At 49.3% G+C, this 16,026-nt stretch carries 21 protein-coding genes and 1 pseudogene; 18 read left to right on the top strand and 4 right to left on the bottom strand.

What is annotated here, in order from left to right:
* Positions 1–21: 21 nt before the first annotated feature.
* The 18 genes and pseudogenes from KI236_RS04145 (at position 22) to KI236_RS04060 (ending at position 12,726) form a co-directional block, all read left to right on the top strand.
* Positions 22–1,095, top strand: coding sequence for a DUF932 domain-containing protein (locus tag KI236_RS04145; RefSeq protein ID WP_212819570.1), 1,074 nt, complete (start codon positions 22–24; stop codon positions 1,093–1,095).
* 46 nt (positions 1,096–1,141) lie between these two features.
* On the top strand, positions 1,142–1,981 hold the full coding sequence (locus KI236_RS04140; RefSeq protein ID WP_212819568.1) for a hypothetical protein: 840 nt from the start codon (positions 1,142–1,144) through the stop codon (positions 1,979–1,981).
* 99 nt (positions 1,982–2,080) lie between these two features.
* Positions 2,081–2,620: a sigma-70 RNA polymerase sigma factor region 4 domain-containing protein gene (locus KI236_RS04135; RefSeq protein WP_212819566.1), complete on the top strand. Its 540-nt coding sequence runs from the start codon at positions 2,081–2,083 to the stop codon at positions 2,618–2,620.
* Positions 2,621–2,625: 5 nt separating this feature from the next.
* Positions 2,626–2,847 (top strand): hypothetical protein, encoded by a 222-nt coding sequence (locus tag KI236_RS04130; protein WP_212819564.1) that lies wholly within the window; start codon positions 2,626–2,628, stop codon positions 2,845–2,847.
* 84 nt (positions 2,848–2,931) lie between these two features.
* Positions 2,932–3,162, top strand: coding sequence for a hypothetical protein (locus KI236_RS04125; protein WP_212819562.1), 231 nt, complete (start codon positions 2,932–2,934; stop codon positions 3,160–3,162).
* Positions 3,163–3,221: 59 nt separating this feature from the next.
* Complete coding sequence (locus KI236_RS04120) at positions 3,222–3,398, top strand: hypothetical protein (protein WP_212819560.1); 177 nt, start codon at positions 3,222–3,224, stop codon at positions 3,396–3,398.
* The gene (locus KI236_RS04115; protein ID WP_212819558.1) at positions 3,399–3,623 is read left to right on the top strand and encodes a helix-turn-helix domain-containing protein; all 225 of its coding nucleotides are present in this window, start codon (positions 3,399–3,401) and stop codon (positions 3,621–3,623) included.
* Positions 3,623–4,282 (top strand): YkgJ family cysteine cluster protein, encoded by a 660-nt coding sequence (locus tag KI236_RS04110; RefSeq protein WP_212819556.1) that lies wholly within the window; start codon positions 3,623–3,625, stop codon positions 4,280–4,282. The genes KI236_RS04115 and KI236_RS04110 overlap by 1 nt, the downstream gene beginning before the upstream one ends.
* A 57-nt stretch (positions 4,283–4,339) precedes the next feature.
* Positions 4,340–5,314, top strand: a complete 975-nt coding sequence (locus KI236_RS04105; RefSeq protein ID WP_212819554.1) for a TRM11 family methyltransferase — start codon at positions 4,340–4,342, stop codon at positions 5,312–5,314.
* 38 nt (positions 5,315–5,352) lie between these two features.
* Positions 5,353–6,318, top strand: coding sequence for a DUF5131 family protein (locus KI236_RS04100; protein WP_212819552.1), 966 nt, complete (start codon positions 5,353–5,355; stop codon positions 6,316–6,318).
* Between the two features lie 718 nt (positions 6,319–7,036).
* Positions 7,037–7,411, top strand: coding sequence for a TnpV protein (locus KI236_RS04095; RefSeq protein ID WP_212820639.1), 375 nt, complete (start codon positions 7,037–7,039; stop codon positions 7,409–7,411).
* A 13-nt stretch (positions 7,412–7,424) separates the two neighbouring features.
* Entirely contained in the window at positions 7,425–7,709 is a 285-nt protein-coding gene (locus tag KI236_RS04090) for a DUF6809 family protein (RefSeq protein ID WP_005944778.1), read from the top strand.
* Between the two features lie 131 nt (positions 7,710–7,840).
* Positions 7,841–9,373 (top strand): hypothetical protein, encoded by a 1,533-nt coding sequence (locus tag KI236_RS04085; protein WP_015573038.1) that lies wholly within the window; start codon positions 7,841–7,843, stop codon positions 9,371–9,373.
* A 99-nt stretch (positions 9,374–9,472) separates the two neighbouring features.
* The gene (locus tag KI236_RS04080; RefSeq protein ID WP_005944784.1) at positions 9,473–9,658 is read left to right on the top strand and encodes a hypothetical protein; all 186 of its coding nucleotides are present in this window, start codon (positions 9,473–9,475) and stop codon (positions 9,656–9,658) included.
* A gap of 44 nt (positions 9,659–9,702) precedes the next feature.
* Entirely contained in the window at positions 9,703–10,062 is a 360-nt protein-coding gene (locus KI236_RS04075) for a DUF3847 domain-containing protein (RefSeq protein ID WP_015524579.1), read from the top strand.
* Positions 10,028–10,870 (top strand): annotated as a pseudogene (gene mobQ / locus KI236_RS04070) (MobQ family relaxase); the annotation flags it as partial. The gene KI236_RS04075 and the pseudogene mobQ, both read left to right, overlap by 35 nt.
* A 213-nt stretch (positions 10,871–11,083) precedes the next feature.
* Complete coding sequence (locus KI236_RS04065) at positions 11,084–11,824, top strand: MBL fold metallo-hydrolase (RefSeq protein ID WP_212819548.1); 741 nt, start codon at positions 11,084–11,086, stop codon at positions 11,822–11,824.
* A gap of 128 nt (positions 11,825–11,952) precedes the next feature.
* Complete coding sequence (locus KI236_RS04060) at positions 11,953–12,726, top strand: SDR family NAD(P)-dependent oxidoreductase (protein WP_212819547.1); 774 nt, start codon at positions 11,953–11,955, stop codon at positions 12,724–12,726.
* Positions 12,727–12,858: 132 nt separating this feature from the next.
* Here the strand turns inward: KI236_RS04060 and KI236_RS04055 are convergent, their stop codons facing one another.
* From KI236_RS04055 to KI236_RS04040, 4 genes are all read right to left on the bottom strand, one after another.
* Complete coding sequence (locus KI236_RS04055; RefSeq protein ID WP_212819545.1) at positions 12,859–13,926, bottom strand: sensor histidine kinase; 1,068 nt, start codon at positions 13,924–13,926, stop codon at positions 12,859–12,861.
* The gene (locus KI236_RS04050) at positions 13,923–14,597 is read right to left on the bottom strand and encodes a response regulator transcription factor (RefSeq protein WP_212819543.1); all 675 of its coding nucleotides are present in this window, start codon (positions 14,595–14,597) and stop codon (positions 13,923–13,925) included. Before KI236_RS04050 ends, KI236_RS04055 begins: the two co-directional genes overlap by 4 nt.
* Before the next feature lie 64 nt (positions 14,598–14,661).
* Positions 14,662–14,850 (bottom strand): helix-turn-helix domain-containing protein, encoded by a 189-nt coding sequence (locus KI236_RS04045; protein ID WP_212819541.1) that lies wholly within the window; start codon positions 14,848–14,850, stop codon positions 14,662–14,664.
* Positions 14,851–15,006: 156 nt separating this feature from the next.
* Positions 15,007–15,996, bottom strand: a complete 990-nt coding sequence (locus tag KI236_RS04040) for an oleate hydratase (protein WP_407701741.1) — start codon at positions 15,994–15,996, stop codon at positions 15,007–15,009.
* Positions 15,997–16,026: the final 30 nt, after the last annotated feature.

Below are 16,026 nucleotides of genomic sequence, written 5' to 3'. Positions count from 1 at the left end.
CACGGAAAGGAGTGAATGAGCATGAAAGCGGGATTGACGATCGAAGAATTGGCAACCGAGGTCATGCGTCAGAAAGATGCCAAAGCAGACTACATCGTAAACACTTCCATGCTTGCAATGGAGCATTGCGGTACGGAGCTTGTTCTGCGTGTGCTGGATGACAGTCATATTGACCGCATTGAGCCGCTGGATATTGCAGATACTGCCCATCGCCAGATCGGCACCCGTCTCGGTATCCCGGCGAAATACTACGGAAAAATGCTGACCGAGCATCCCGACCTGCTGGTAACCAATGTGAACGCATGGTTTGAACGGGAGCCGACCGAGCGTATGCTGAGAGTCCTTGACGGGAAGGTGCGTGCCTATCTGAGCAACAGCTATATGCGAATGGATCACTATGAAATATTCGCCTCTGTGCTTCCCGTTATCGGTGAGATACCCGATGTACAATTCGTCAGCTGCCACATTACGGACAACCGTATGTATATCAAAGCAGTTGATCCGCATTTGACGGCAGAGGTCGCACCAGGCGACACCGTGAAAGCGGGTGTTGTGATCAGCAACAGCGAAGTGGGACTCGGCTCTGTCAGTGTGCAGCCGCTGATTTATCGTGAGCTTGACGGCAACGGTATCGCAGTGGCCGGAGCAACGACAAAACGGATTCATCGAGGAAGAGTCAATTCTGCGGAAGAACATTTTATGTTGGCTTCACAAGAAGTCTTGACCGAAGCAGACCGCACTTTTCTGACCGAACTGCAGGAAACTGTCCGTTCGGCAACCGATGAAGAACAGTTCTCGCAGATCGTCACACTGATGCAAAGCGCAAAGCATCAAGCGATGAACACCGCCGATATTCCGGCTGTCGTACATACGGCAGGCCGCGACTTCGGTATCACCGATACCGAGCAAAACGGTGTTTTGCAGCGCCTCATTGAAAGTGACGATTTGAGTCTTTACGGGCTCGCAAATGCAGTGACACGGCACAGTCAGGATGTTGAAAGCTATGACCGTGCCACAGACTTGGAGGGCATCGGATTTAACATCTTATCCATGCCGCCGAGACAATGGACCAGGATCAACCAGATAGCCGCATAAGGCTGTCCGGCTCCGCATATCAAAAAAATTTAGGAGGAACGAATTTATGACTTACAACAATGAAAACGCCATGATGGAGACCAAAAAGGATTTCATTCTGCCCGCTATGGTCGAGGACGACTGTATCTCCGTGGATGTATCCGAGGATTACGAGGGGCTTCGTTTGAGCTTCCCACGTGTGAAGATTCCTGGAGGCGGCAGCCTGCAGTTTGAGATCCCCAGCGATGACCCGGAGAACCCCGACTATACCAAGTATATCGAGGGCGTGATCCTCTACAATCATGACACCTGCGCCTACTGGCCGGAGGGATCGGAGTATGACGACAATGTAACGCCGCTTTGTTCGTCCGTTGACGGCAAGACGGGTTACGGTGCCCCCGGCGGTGTTTGTGCGACCTGTGCGCTCAACCAGTACGGCTCCGTGGAGAAAGGAAAAGGCAAGGCCTGCAAGAATATGCGCAATCTGTATATTCTTCGCAGCGGTGAGCACATGCCTATGCTGCTCTCTCTTCCGCCTACGAGCCTTCGCCCCTATTCCGATTTCATCACGGCTGCCTTTGCGACCCGCCGCCGTCCGATTTACAGCGGTGTGGTGCAGATCGGCCTCAAGCGTGTGGACAACGGAAGCAACACCTACAGTGTGGCTACCTTCCGCCTGGTGCAGAGATTTGAGGGCAACGACCTTCTGCAGATCAAACAGTATGCGGACGGTTTCCGTGAGCAGATCAAAGCCATGAATCAACAGCGTGCAATGGAAGCAGAGCTCGGCAACAACGAGCCGATCTGCGATGCGGTGGACAGCAGCTATCACTCGACCGATGACGGCGAGCATTTCTGTATCACCGAAGCACCTATTGACGGCGATCACGAGGATCTGCCGATGTAAGAATGACGCCCACGGCCTGCCGTGAGCCAAGAGTTTAGGGATACTGTCGGCAAAACGCCGGCGGTATCCCTCTTTTTTGCGAAAGGAGGATCGTATGAAATGGATATACGACCATTAACGAAAGAACAACGCCGATTTGCAGAGGAAAACCATCACCTGGTCTTTACATTTTTGAATCAAAAGGATCTGCCGGAGTCGGCGTTTTATGATGTTGTGATCTTCGGCTACCTGAAGGCCGTGCAGGAATACTGCGAGGTGCAGGCTCTGCACCGCTTTAAGTTCTCCACGCTTGCTTTTCAGCGTATGCGCAGCTCACTGTCAAACTACTATAAGTGTCTTTCCAGACCCAAACGAAACGCCCCAGTTGTCAGCTTTAGCGAGCTGATCGGAGACGAGGGCGGTCTGTACTGGGAGGAGGTTATCAGCCGACAGGATGAGTTGTTTCAGCGTTTGGAGGCAGAGATGTGCCTGCACGCTTTGACGGCTCGACTGCCACGCCGTGAAATGCGGATCATTCGTATGAAGGTCCGAGGCGACCGTATGCACGACATTGCAAAGCGTGAGCGAATGACCTTCCGCCAGATCAATCAGGCGCTGGAGCGCTGCTATCCGACGGTCATCAGCGTATTATGGGGGTAATTCTTATGGCTTGTAAAAATGATTTTGAACGCTATCTGGAATGTAAGGGTGACGAGATCGACAACGCAGCCTATGCCCTCGCTGTGGCGCTTCTGCGCACACATCCCGATCAGACCGATGAAGAGGTCTTGCCCTGGGATATGGCAATCATTGCGCCGATTATTGAGTCGGCACAAGAAGAATTGGAGCGCAGCGGCAAACAGACCTGTTGGCCTTATTTATTATGAGGAAGAGGCTCAGTGCAACCGCACAAGAAGCTGTAAAAACAAGCGATGCTATTTTTCGGAAGACAAAGGAGGATCAGATACCGTATGAAAAAAGAAGTGAGCATAAACGGTCGGATCGTGTTTCCGCTGGAGGAAGGCTACCGAGCCGTTATTTTAACCGACAACAGACTCATCTATACTTCGCTTGTCGTTGAGATTATGGAAGAAAGAACGGATTACGCCTGCTTTGAGACATTGAACTCGGTTTATAAGGTGCGCCTTCAACCGGTTCCTGCCCGTGTAACGCTCCCGACCTTTCTAAAAATGTGTGCATAAGATTTTTGGGACATCGTAGCGGTTTGCTGCGGTGTCCCTGTTTACAGGAGGAATGTTTTATGGAACGAAGCTGCGTAAACTGCGCTGTAAAAAGCACCTGTTTGAAACGCTCTATGAGCATATTCGTGCGCTATATCCAAACCGGTCGTTCAAATGAACTGACTGCGGAAATAAAAGAGAATTTCAACTGTGCAGGCGACTCCACTAATTGGAAACGAAAAAAGGAGGATGATTAAATGGCAATACAATTTCTTACCGCTGACCAGGTGGCTGAAGCGATTGGCGTTTCCCGCTCAACAGCGTATCGAATCATTAAACGGCTGAATCAGGAACTTGAAAACAAAGGCTATATTACCGTATCGGGAAAGGTCAGCAAGAAATATTTTGCGGATCGTTTTTATGGCGGTGCGGAGCTGATGAAGCCGCAACCGTATGTATTGAACGAACGGAGGGTTGCGTAGTGCAGCTTTTTAGAAATGCCGTGCTGGTCACGAATCGCCAGCCAATCGCATTCAAGTGCCGTGCTTGCGGCGTCTGCTGCAAAAATGTACGGGACAGTATCGTGCTGGAGCCGTTGGATGCTTACCGCATTGTTCGGGATAAGCAGAAAAACGGCTGCACCGATTCTGCCGATGATATTCTTTGGAATATGGCTGAGCTGAAGGAACTATCTCCCGGCTTCCATGTATTCGTGCTGAGAACAGTCAATGACAGCGGTATGTGCGGTATGCTGCGGGATGATCGGTGTACGATCTATTCCGTGCGCCCGCACACCTGCAGACTGTACCCATTTACGGCGGAGCCTTGCCCGGAGGAGCATCGTATCAAGTGGTATTTGTGTACGGAGCAGCCCCATCACTTTGGCTTAGGCTCCGTCACTGCACGGGAATGGCAAAGAAAAAATATGTCCGATGAAGATGAGGCTTTCTGGTTTGACGAATGCCGTATATTGCCGGAGCTCGGCAAGTTGCTGCGAAGTGTGCCGGAAAACAATTTTCAGCGTGCCGAACAGCTGATTGTGGCGTATCGTTATCTGGCCTACGACTTTGATCAGCCGTTTCTGCCGCAGTACAGGGACAATATGCTGTTTTTGAAGGCAATGCTGGAAAAGCTGGCTTAGCAAATCACCCGCATCGCTGCGATCAGCAAAGACCATACATAGGAAAGGAAGAACAGAATGGCAAATATCACAGAAAAGATTGAACGCCAAATCACTGCCCTGGAAGGCAAAATAGACGCCCTCAGCGGGAATTATCTGACAAACACATGGAAGCGCCAGCGTGAACAGCAGGAACGAGACAGAAAAAAGGAAATGTATCACTCGCAGATTCAGGTATTGCAGTTTTTGAAACAGAAATCGGAAACCGATACGCTGACGCTGCTTGAGCAGAACCTGACAGTTGCTGCCTTTTATGAGGATATGCGCTGTTTTTCTGCCTCTAAGAAATATTGCAAGGACAATCCCTACTGCAAATTTCAGTATCCCAAGCCCGATGATGTCCGCACGAAGCGTTTGCAAAAGGCAGGCATCACCGATACCGACGAACTGGCCGCAGCGGTCGAGTGCTTTGATACGCTCCTGCAATCGGCTGTTATACCGCCGGATCCGAATGCGATCCGTTTACGGGATATGCTTTATCGGGCGAAGATGTATCAAAAGGGAGATATTCAGTTCACGCCCCCGGAGCTGGCAAAAGAGCTTGTGGCGCTGGCCGGTGTCCGTAAAGACAGCCGTGTGCTGGAGCCGGAGGCCGGGATCGGCAACATTGCCGACGTCGCAAAGGAAGTAACGGACCATGTGGACTGCATTGAGCGTATGACAGACTTTTGCGAGATCCTGAAGCTGAAAAAGCACAATGTGATCGGAAACGATTTGTTGACGGCTGAAACAGCACCGATCTATGACGCTGTTGTGATGAATCCGCCGTTCAGCGAAGAATGTGAGCATATTAAAAGGGCATTTGACTTCCTTCGCCCCGGCGGCAGTCTTGTGGCGGTCTGTTCAAGCAGTATTCAGTGGAAAAGCACACGCAAGTATGAGCAATTCCGTGATTGGCTGTCAGAACATACCCACTCCATTGACGAATGCGGTGCCAAATTTGAAATGACCGGTGTACATACGGTTGTCCTGGTTGTGGATAAAGCGGCCTGACAGAATCAGAATATTCTGAAGAAAGGAGTGACTTGCACATGATGAAGAAAAGTAATATTGAATGGTGCGATTTCACTTGGGACCCGGTTACCGGATGCAGAAATGATTGCTCATTTTGCGAGAGCAGAAAGCGGCTTTCTCATTTCAAGGGGGATATACGCTTTCATCTCAGCGATGAGCGTATTCATATAGATGAAGAACGCAGCCTGTATGTGATAACAACGCCGCTTGCCAAAAACGGCTCATCTGTTCCTGCACCCACAGGTTTTTATCCCACATTACATCCGTACCGTTTGCAGCAGGTCATACAGAAGATCAAGCCGGCAAATATTTGGGTCTGCCATTCCGGTGACTTGTTTGGCGAATGGATACCGACCGAGTGGATCTTGCAGGTGTTTGAAGCGGCAAAGCAGGCACCGTGGCACAATTATATGTTTTTGACGATGAATCCTAACCGTTATGAAGAACTGCTTGAAACAGGAGTGCTGATGCCGACGGATAACTTCTGGTATGGCACTCGCCTGACCGAGCGGGGCAATGTGTTTACTGCTGACGGGTATCATACATTTCTTTGCATTGAACCAATGCGGTTATTTGCAGAGAGAATGGAGATTCCAAATGTGGAATGGATCCTACTCGGCGGGTACGGTAAACTAAAACGCAGTTGGATTGAAAGTGTTATGGAACGAAAAGGAAACATCCCTGTATTTATGATCGGAAGCAAACTATTCAAGGATGTTTGGCGTGCTCCGCTCATACAGGAATATCCGCCGTTGCTTTACCGCCCTGCAGAAAAGACGCTGCCGCATTGCAGCGAATGCAAGTATTGCTATTCGGTGCGGCAAGGAAAACGAGGACTGTGGAGAGCTTGCCGACATTATAAAATTGTTCGTCAGGATAAGGATTCCGGCGGACGGCATATACTAGGACGCTATGCCGCAGTTTCGCCGCAGTGGTGTCCAAAGCGACCGGAAACGAATTGGAGGTTCACGAAGCGTGTATAAGTGCCTTTACACTAATCCGGAAACTCACGGCTATCTGACAGAGGCAAAAATCTGCCATTCAGACTCAAATCGTTAAAAGGGAAAGACAGCCGGAATGGATCAGATCCATTCCGGCTGTTGTTATGTTATTATGCTATTATGCTATTCTACTTTGCACTCCGTGTTTACCGATAATCGAACTATGAGCCATTATCGGCATGAGTAAAACCCACACCGGGTCATTCCTGTGCAAGCAGTAGAAAACTTCGCAGAAGTATGCTATAATATCCTAAAATCAGAACTTTAAACTGGAGATAATCGGAATATTATGAACAGCACAAAGCGAGCAATACAAACCACTTTTATTGATCTCTACCGTAAAAAAAGCTATGACCAAATGAATGTTAAGGAGCTGTGTGTGCAGACACCGGTAGCTCGGACAACATTTTATGAATACTATGACAATCTCGGTACGCTGAAAGCGGAAATCGAGGACGAGTTGATTGGTGGCATTCTAAAAATTGCAAAAGCAACCGCCGGAGGCAGTTTTGTGGAGATGAATCTGAATGTGTTCTTCGCTCAGACATTGGACTATATCAAGTCCCATTGGGAGGAAAACTATGCCTTTCTGGTGGCACAGCCGAATCTTGCCTATATCGCCAAATGGAAGGATGCCATCAAATATCACTTCAGGCTCCGGTTCCCAGAGAAAGATGCTGTGCCAAACCGCGGGCTTATCATGGAAGTCATCGCCTCGGCAGTTATTGGTGCGTATACCTATGTGTTGGTGGGCGACTACTATGTGCCGGACTTGAAGCTGCCGGAGGAACGCCGACCTATTGGGCATTGGGGACGCTTGCACCAGTCCTATCTGAAATTGCACCGTCCCATGCTTTACAACGAGCTAATTTTGTCCGGCAGGCTCCACACCGTCGTTGCCGATCTGAACGAGCAGGCGGCAGACAGGCTGGACTTGATTATCCGGCAGATGATGAAAGCCGAGGGCGTGACCGAAGCCATGAAAGCGGAAAATCAGATGTTATGGGTGCAGTCAATGAACTCCATCCGCTGCCGGGCAGAGGAAATCATCAAGACGGAACTAATCTACTGTTGAGAGAGGTAAAGCTATGATTTTGGAAGCCATGTATAATGGGGAGTTTTATCCCTGCGAGACAGTTGTACCTACATCACCGGAATACCGAAAGGCAGTCATAGCCTGTGAAAAGCTCATGGAGCAGTTGTCCCAGCGGCTCAGCAAAGAGGACTATGAGCTGGTGCAGGAACTCCGGGCGCAGACAGCAATCGCCCAATGTGAAGAAAGTGAAAGTCACTTCAAGTATGGCTTTTCCGCTGGGCTGATGTTCAGCAGGAAGCCCATGAACAAGTGCAGCAGAAGAAAGAAAAATAGATGAAGAAAGCCGCCTGAGCAGAAAGAAACTGTTCGGGCGGTTTCAGCATTCGCCAGTAGATTTATTCACACTCTTGTGATAAAATTTACTACAATAAAGAGCGTGATAGCACTAATTTTATGGGGGGATGCTTAATGAATAGAATTTTGAAAAAATTTTTACAGCGGGGTGTCGATTTAAGTCCTGTGGGAGTTGAACTCCGTGAGGATAATACAAATTATTTTTGTACCCCAAAAGGGGCATCGGTTTTTGGATGGGCAGGGATAGATGGTATCCACTTCTGTTTCATTCGTGGATTTGGAGAGATGGTTTTCTCTGTCAGCCCCATGAATACTTCTCCTGATTATGTTCATCCAGTAGCTGAAAATTTTACCGACTTTCTGCGGCTTATACTGGCTTGTGGTGATGTGGCGGCAGTGGAACAAGCGTGGATGTGGAACGAAGCACAGTTTGAAGCCTTTCTCAATGAAAACCCTACAACCCAGGAACAACAGCAAACTTTATCGGAAATTTCAGAGAAGATGAATTTGTTGCCTATGGAACAACCGTGGACATATATCAAAAACCTGCAATCTTCCTTTGATTACAGTCAGATTAAATACACAGAAGATTATTACGATAATGATATGACTTCAGAGGCAGAATTGGTTGCCCCTGAATGGAAGGTCTACTTTGATGGAGATTTCTGGGGACATCGAGGTAAAGACCGTGCCGGAAAAGAGATCAAGCTGGATAAACAATTCGATTGGGCTGGATATCATTGGGTAATTCCGGCAGCTTATTCATGTAGCAAAGGACTTGTCGTTGATTTTTGTATGCGAGTTGATTCAGAAAGCATCCGTGACTTCATGAAAAAATGGAATCTGGACTGGGAAAATGACTCATGTGAAAATTTTACCCGTGAGCAACAGATGCAGATGGAATGGGAAAACCCACTTTGTTTTAACTTCAAACCTTGCTTGAAGTTAAACGAGAAAATATTACAGACAACCCATGGCTGCGCTGTGAGCTTTAATCCTTGTCTGCCAGATGGCGTTATCAATGAGTTGGAAGCAAAATGGGCAATCGACCATTATGGGCTGGATAGTACTTATGGCTGGGTCATATGCAGAGACGTATTTCCTTGGGGAACCAAGCATCACCCTGAAATCAATAAACTTTTTCTTACAATGGAGCAGCAACCAGGACAAGTTCCAGGCTCACATTTCAAAGTTCACGCACCCGGAGATTCATTTATGTTTTCCCATCCTGTTAGCGGAATAACCCATACACTGACCGTGCAGGAAATAGAACAGCAGACAGTTCCTCAAAATAGTTTTGGTTCTGATCGCTGGATTTATCCGACACATTATATTGCCATGAGTTATACACTTACCCCTGAACCGATGGAGAACATTTCGGTTTTTGACTGTGATGAAGGCGATAGACCGATAGAAGTTACACCAGACGATCATTCGTTCCGTCCAGTTGGCAGTAGTTCCTGTTTTGTTGTTGGTGTTATTGGTGGTGCAGATGGTCCGACAGCAGTTATATATGGAACAAATTCACAAGAAAAACTTCATGCTGCTTGTTCTGCTCTGCACTTTGAACCGGTTGGTGATGATGTCGAGTGGCGTATCGTGTTCAATGTTACGCAGTTTGACAAAGAAACATTCCCAATTATCTAAAAATACCCTTAGAACTCTAAGGGCGCACTTCTATACTCTCCTATCGGGAGTATCGTGCGTCCTGCGGAGCTTCATTCTCCGTCAGCAGAAGAAAACTGCTTGACCGAGAATGTTGCGTCACTTCGTTCCGTCAAGGTGGCTACACCCCCTTGCGCCGCTAAAGCGGCTATCCCTTGTGGACTTGCCGTCCGCAAACAGCATAAAATGCTGTTCGCCGCCAGCAAGTTTGAAAAACTGAATACCGAAAAACTGACCGTTGACTGGTCGCACTATGCGAAAAGTTGACGGTCTTTTTTTATCCCAAAAATCAAAAAAGGAGGTCAATCACAATGACAAAACCGAAAACCCTTGAACAGCTCCGAGCCGAAAAGGAACGAGCCGAGACGCAGCTTGCACAGGAGAAGCACAAGCTCAACCGTCTTGAGAACAGAAAGAAATATCTGGAGAAAGGCGAAAGGCAGAAACGCACCCATCGTCTTTGCAATCTGGGCGGCACGATTGAGAGCCTTGCCCCGGAGGTCAAAGATCTCACACGCACCGAAATGACAGAGCTGATGGAGTACATCTTTTCTCTGTCCGAAGTCCAGCGAGCCGTCCGTCACATGGCGATTACTCACACCAACCAAGCGAACAGAGAAAAGGAGTTGAAAGCCGATGGCACTATTTCATCTGAGCGTCACGCAGACTAAGCGAAGCGCAGGACAGTCCGCTATTGCTTCTGCCGCCTACCGTGCCGGGGAGCGATTGTATAGCGAGTATTACGGCGAATACAGCGACTACACCCGCAAGGGCGGCGTGATCTGCTCTGACATTCTCTTGCCGTCCCATGCACCGCCAGAATACGCAGACCGCCAGACCCTATGGAACGCCGTGGAAAAAGCCGAGCGTGGAAAGAACGCCCAGCTTGCATACAGCTTTGACATTGCCTTGCAGAATGAATTTTCCCTTGAGGAAAACATCGCTCTTGCAAGGCGATTTTTATTGGAGAACTTTGTGAGCCGTGGCATGGTGGTTGACTTCGCCGTACACCAGCCAGACCGGGAGGACGGCGGCATACCAAACCCACACTTCCATGTGCTTTGTCCCATCCGCCCCATCGAGCAGGACGGTAAATGGGGGCTAAAGCAACGACGAGTGTACGAGCTGGACGAGGACGGAAATCGTATCAGAGACCAGAACGGCGAGTATGTTTTCAATGCCGTTCCCACTACCGACTGGGGCAGTCCCGAAACGCTGGAACATTGGCGGCAGACATGGGCGGAACTATGCAACGCCAAGTTTGCGGAGAAAGGGCTTGATGTTCGTATCGACCACCGAAGCTATGAGCGTCAGGGCGTGGAGCTTCTTCCCACCGTCCATGAGGGCGCAACCGTCCGGGCAATGGAGAAGAAAGGCATACGCACCGAGAAAGGCGAGTTCAACCGCTGGATCAGAGCAACCAATGCCGTTATCCGGGACATCAAGAAGAAAATCGCTCTCCTGTTTGATTGGATTGCCGTACTGGATGGAGCATCCTGATGAGGTGGACACGCAAAAGCTGGCGGACATCAGTGTGCAGATGCTCTCCTCCGTAGAACAGATCATCTAAAAAAGCTGCGGCAGTGCCGCAGCTTTTTTGCGTCCAAGCCCGGACACTTTTTGAAAATGTGTCGTTCCATCTATCCGCTGTCTCTTGTATGATGGAATCAAATCAGAGACAAGGAGAGATGTATGATGGCAGAGATCAAAATTCATGTGTTCCACACCGGCGAGGCATGCGTAGCACCGGATCTGCCCTTTGGCGGCGAGCATTGCAGCACGATCAAGGCATCCGGCGCGTTTGCAAAGAAATCGGAACGGTTGTGGCTGCCTGTGTCAGCCTATCTTATTGAGTGCAGCCACGGGAAGATAATCTTTGACTGCGGATGGCATCGGAATATGAGCCCCGATGGTGTGTTTGATAAAAAAGCGCAGATCAAGTCCCTCGGTTCGCTGCCGCTGTATGTAACAAATCAAGGACGAATTGAAAAAGGCTTAGCCATCGACGAGCAGTTGGCGGCGCTGGGCATTCATCCTGCCGACTTGGATTTGGTGCTGCTGTCCCATCTGGATTGCGACCACACCAACGGTCTGAATCTGGTGGCCGACGCAAAGCAGATCCTTGTGTCGAAAGACGAGCTGCTTTTTGCGGAGAACAAAACGCCCGTCAACCGCATCCGCTACAATGCGGATTGGTGGCGCAGCACGAAAATGCAGACCTTCGACTGGAACGGTACGGAAGGCCTTGCGGGAAAATCCTACGATGTATTTGGGGATGAAAGCCTCGTTATGGTCAATATCCCTGGTCATTCCAAAGGGCTATGTGCGCTAAAGATTACTGGTTCTGACGGGCGGTTCATACTACTTCTACGCCGATGGCGGTTACGCCCGAAAATCGTGGGAGCAGCTGATCACATCCGGCATTGCAGATGACAAGGCGGCACAGAAAAAGTCACTGGAATGGATACGAGAGCAAAGCCTAAACGCAAACTGCGTAGAGTCTCTTGCCAACCACGACCCCGATGTGCAGCCGCACATCATCGAATTGTGAGGTGGCTAATATGAGAAAAACAGTACTTATCACCGGCGCATCCGGCGGACTGGGTTTGGAGTTTGCCAGAATATACGCAAGAGAGGGTTTTGATCTTGTTGTAGTTGCCCGCAGCGAGGGGAAGCTCTATAAGCTGAAAAGCGAGCTGGAGACGCAGTATGACTGTCATGTATGGGTGCTGGCGCAGGACTTGTCTCAGCCAGACGCCGCCTATGAAGTATTCAATTACACCTTAGAGAAGAATATCACCATTGATGCACTGGTCAACAACGCCGGGTTCGGTGACTTCGGCAACTTCTGGGAGGTGGACGCCCAGCGGCAGACCGATCTCCTGCAAGTCAACATCATGACGCTGGTGCAGCTTACGCGGTATTTTCTGCCCGGTATGGTGGAGCGCAGACATGGCAGTGTGCTGAATCTATCTTCGGTCGCAGCATTCAGTGCCGGGCCGAGGATGTGCCTATACTATGCCTCTAAGGAATTTGTACGCAGCTTCAGCGAAGCCGTTGCCGAGGAGGTGCGCAGTACGGGCGTTACAGTGACTGCGCTTTGCCCCGGCCCAACTGCCACGGGATTTGAACAGGCCGCACAGATGAAAAACTCCCATATGTTCTCCATGTTTAAGCCTGCCAGCGCAGCGGCTGTTGCAGAGGCAGGTTTCCGTGCTGCACAGAAGGGAAAAACTCTTCGCTATTGTGGCTGGCCAACTCACACGGTGAGCATCGCTGCACGGCTGCTGCCAAGAAGTGTGTGCAGAAGATTTATGATGAAGGTCAATGGATAATGAGTGCAATCGCTGTTTGCTCTAATCAGTAGCTTAATCATCTATCAACCACCAGGGAGCAATCCCCGGTGGTATTTTTATGCTCGTAGAAGGAAACAGCCGGAATATTCCGGCTGTTGTTATATAGCAATATCACATATTCTGCTGTTTCGGTAGCACAACAGTAAAGGTCGTTGTTCCGCTTTCGCTTTTTGCCGATACCGCACCGCCGTGCAACTCACATACTTTTTTCACGACGGCAAGACCAATGCCGTTTCCTTCCGACGAATGTGACTCATCCGCCTGATAGAACTTATTGAAGATATGGGCAATACGGTCCTTTGGGATGTCTTTGCCGTGGTTGGAAACAGAGATTGAAAGGCATTCGCTCCCGTCGGAAATATCGACAGATACCGTGCCGTTCGGATCCGAAAACTTGATTGCATTATCCAGCAGATTGATCCATACCTGCTTCAGCAGTTCTTCATTTGCACATATCATATGCTCACCGAACTGCATATCCATATACAGGTTCTTGGGCGTCCATTTTTCTGCAAGCAGCAGGACGGCTCCACGAATCTGTTCAGAAAGGTTAAATCTTGTAACCTCTGTCAGGATCGTCTGGTTTTCCACCCGAGTCAAATTCAATACATTGTTTGCCATGGCAGAAAGCCGAAGCGATTCCTCTTCAATGACTTCAAGGTATTCTTCTTTTTGTTCGTCCGTAAGGTTTCCGCGACGCAAAAGCTTTGCAAAGCCTGCGATAGAAACGATCGGTGTCTTAAATTCATGAGAGAAGTTGTTGATAAAATCACTGCGCAGCATTTCTGTGTAATCCAGTTCTTCTGCCGCCCGATTGAAACTTTTTTCTACCTGCTTGAAGGTGGGATGGTCGGCAATAGGCTTGCCGAAATGCAGTCTCGTCTTGAAGTCGCCGCTTGCCAGCCGGTCAAGCTGATCGATAATACGCTTGATTGGTTTTAGAATGATTTTTCCTGTCAAAGAGGCGAGAAGAAATCCAATAACCAGACTGGTGTAAAAGAAGAACCTCAAAAGCTCCGGTAATCCTACCTGTCCTCCGGTCGTTTCAATGACTCCGAGTCGGGCCAGTCCATAGATAGCTACGATCGTCAGCAGCATAGCGATCGTGTTGGTAAGAAAAACAATGCCGGAGATCAGCAGTGCCAAAGCGATCCGCCCTGTTCGCTTCCTTTTATTCATACCTTCTTCACCGCCTTATAACCAAGCCCACGAACAGCAACGATCTCAAATTCATTCCATCCTTCAAAGCGTTTGCGTAAGCGCCCGACATGAACGGTGACGGTTTCCCAACCGGTTTCGCTATCCGTCCCCCATATCTCATCCATCAGCTGAATACGGGTGAAAATTTGACCGGGATAAGAAAGCAGCTTATACAGGAGCATAAATTCCTTCTGCGGTAGCTCCTGCGTTTCACCATTTTTTGTGACCGTAAAGGCATTGTAGTCCAAAACAACATCACCAATCGTGATTTTCTGTTCGCTGACGATCTGCGCACGCCGAAGCAATGCTTTGATACGCAAAAGCAGCTTTTCCTCGTCGATCGGTTTTGTGATATAATCGTCGGTTCCCACAAGGAATCCCTTTTTCTCATCTGCCGGTAAATGCTTTGCCGTTACCATCAATATAGGCAGCGCATTATCTGTTTCCCGAACAAACCGTGTAAATTCATATCCGTCCATTTTCGGCATCATAATGTCCAGTACAACCAGATCAATATGCTCTTTGTCCAGAGCCTCCAGCGCTTCTTCTCCGTTGGTTGCCGTTGTTACGGTGTAATGGGCATTTTCCAACACGGCACGGAGCAGCTTCCTGGTATGCTTATCGTCATCTACAACGAGAATGTGAAACATAAATATCCTCCTCGGCTAAATTATCTCCCATAGAATAATGCTGCAAAATCAACTGAAAATAAACTTATTCCTTTTTCGCAGGTTTGTTGATGCTGTATCTAAGATCGACAGGCCTTTTCAAATCCTTCGGAATCATATAAGAATGTCCGAAACGCAGCACCCCGTCTATCCGGTTTTCCTTACAGAGCTTTTGCACCCAGCGCTGCGAAACCTGCCACTGCTCGGCAGCTTCCTTTACAGAGATATAATCCATACATTTCCTCCGCTTGTATTCGTTTCTGCGAACTATATATATTTTACAGTATCACGCCCGACGTGTCAATGCCGGCTGAAATGTTCCTCGCATAATGAAAAAAGCGGCTGCCGACGCTTTTTGTGCATCGGCAGCCGCCCATTGGTTCTGTATTTTTTACTCGATGAGTCCGCTTTCTCTCAGCAGGATCTCGATATCTGTGCCCTTAACCTTTTTCAGGACCACCTTGAGCATTTCCTTCTCCTTGAAGGACAGCGGTGCCTCACTGATCGGCTTCTTGTCGATGGCGTAGTAGCAGGCACGCAGGATCTCACGCACATCGTACTTGCTGCCCCAGACCTCCGGCACGCCGCGGTCGATGTCAAGCAGCGTGTAGACCGACTCCATACCGGTACGCATGGAATACTCGGTGGTGAAGATGGTGTCACGGGGCGTCTCGGCAAATTGACCGATGAAGGCGAAGTTCACAGCGCCATCGGGCACGACCTTCGGACGGTCAGACTCCTTACGAGGCTGGAAGAAGGAATTGATATACGGCATAAAGCAGGTGGTGGTGTTGCAGGCATCGTGTGCCAGCGCATCGATCTTTTCGGTCGGCATGCCGATGTGGTACAGCCACTCACGGCAGACCTCCTCGCCAGTGCAGTCCCGCATGGCCTTCTTTACATAGTTGCCTTCCTTATTGGTGTTCAGAGAATACAACCACACAAGCACCATGTTCTTATCTTGGGACTTGAACTGCGGCTGGCGGTTAATGGTCCAGGAGAGATACCAGTTGTCGGTGCTGTCCTTGACGGTGACAATGCCGCCGGTGGTTACCTTGCCGGAGCGCGGGTCACGCTTGCAAACATTCATAATGTGCTGAATGATCTCTTCATTGGAAGTGGCGACGGTAGCGCTCATCCAGTTGGTGGCATCCACATCGGAGCAGAATTTGTCCGGGTTGCCGTACTCGCCGTGCTCGGCCTGAGCAGCGATAGCTTTCCACATATCCCAGGAATCGCCCTTGCCGTTTTCAATGCCGGACAGATCGGGTGCATGAGTCTGGTCGCCATAGCAGGAGGTATCGGTGCAGCAGCCGTTGGTGATGAACACCAGATCGTCCTCGATGAGGTCGATAGAGATTTTTCCCTTTCCGTGTTTCATAGTACCATTATCGTATATTCAAATTCTAAA

Origin of the sequence: Vescimonas fastidiosa, from assembly GCF_018326305.1 — a bacterium.
GTDB lineage: Bacteria > Bacillota > Clostridia > Oscillospirales > Oscillospiraceae > Vescimonas > Vescimonas fastidiosa.
Note: the sequence above shows the minus strand (reverse complement) of the source record. Positions and strands in the feature narration are given on the sequence as shown.

Coding starts and splice junctions, on each gene's coding strand:
- KI236_RS04145 (WP_212819570.1), top strand. CDS start 22: ATGAAAGCGGGATTGACGATCGAAGAATTGGCAACCGAGGTCATGCGT.
- KI236_RS04140 (WP_212819568.1), top strand. CDS start 1,142: ATGACTTACAACAATGAAAACGCCATGATGGAGACCAAAAAGGATTTC.
- KI236_RS04135 (WP_212819566.1), top strand. CDS start 2,081: ATGGATATACGACCATTAACGAAAGAACAACGCCGATTTGCAGAGGAA.
- KI236_RS04130 (WP_212819564.1), top strand. CDS start 2,626: ATGGCTTGTAAAAATGATTTTGAACGCTATCTGGAATGTAAGGGTGAC.
- KI236_RS04125 (WP_212819562.1), top strand. CDS start 2,932: ATGAAAAAAGAAGTGAGCATAAACGGTCGGATCGTGTTTCCGCTGGAG.
- KI236_RS04120 (WP_212819560.1), top strand. CDS start 3,222: ATGGAACGAAGCTGCGTAAACTGCGCTGTAAAAAGCACCTGTTTGAAA.
- KI236_RS04115 (WP_212819558.1), top strand. CDS start 3,399: ATGGCAATACAATTTCTTACCGCTGACCAGGTGGCTGAAGCGATTGGC.
- KI236_RS04105 (WP_212819554.1), top strand. CDS start 4,340: ATGGCAAATATCACAGAAAAGATTGAACGCCAAATCACTGCCCTGGAA.
- KI236_RS04100 (WP_212819552.1), top strand. CDS start 5,353: ATGATGAAGAAAAGTAATATTGAATGGTGCGATTTCACTTGGGACCCG.
- KI236_RS04095 (WP_212820639.1), top strand. CDS start 7,037: ATGGAAGTCATCGCCTCGGCAGTTATTGGTGCGTATACCTATGTGTTG.
- KI236_RS04090 (WP_005944778.1), top strand. CDS start 7,425: ATGATTTTGGAAGCCATGTATAATGGGGAGTTTTATCCCTGCGAGACA.
- KI236_RS04085 (WP_015573038.1), top strand. CDS start 7,841: ATGAATAGAATTTTGAAAAAATTTTTACAGCGGGGTGTCGATTTAAGT.
- KI236_RS04075 (WP_015524579.1), top strand. CDS start 9,703: ATGACAAAACCGAAAACCCTTGAACAGCTCCGAGCCGAAAAGGAACGA.
- KI236_RS04065 (WP_212819548.1), top strand. CDS start 11,084: ATGATGGCAGAGATCAAAATTCATGTGTTCCACACCGGCGAGGCATGC.
- KI236_RS04060 (WP_212819547.1), top strand. CDS start 11,953: ATGAGAAAAACAGTACTTATCACCGGCGCATCCGGCGGACTGGGTTTG.
- KI236_RS04055 (WP_212819545.1), bottom strand. CDS start 13,926: ATGAATAAAAGGAAGCGAACAGGGCGGATCGCTTTGGCACTGCTGATC.
- KI236_RS04050 (WP_212819543.1), bottom strand. CDS start 14,597: ATGTTTCACATTCTCGTTGTAGATGACGATAAGCATACCAGGAAGCTG.
- KI236_RS04045 (WP_212819541.1), bottom strand. CDS start 14,850: ATGGATTATATCTCTGTAAAGGAAGCTGCCGAGCAGTGGCAGGTTTCG.
- KI236_RS04040 (WP_407701741.1), bottom strand. CDS start 15,996: ATGAAACACGGAAAGGGAAAAATCTCTATCGACCTCATCGAGGACGAT.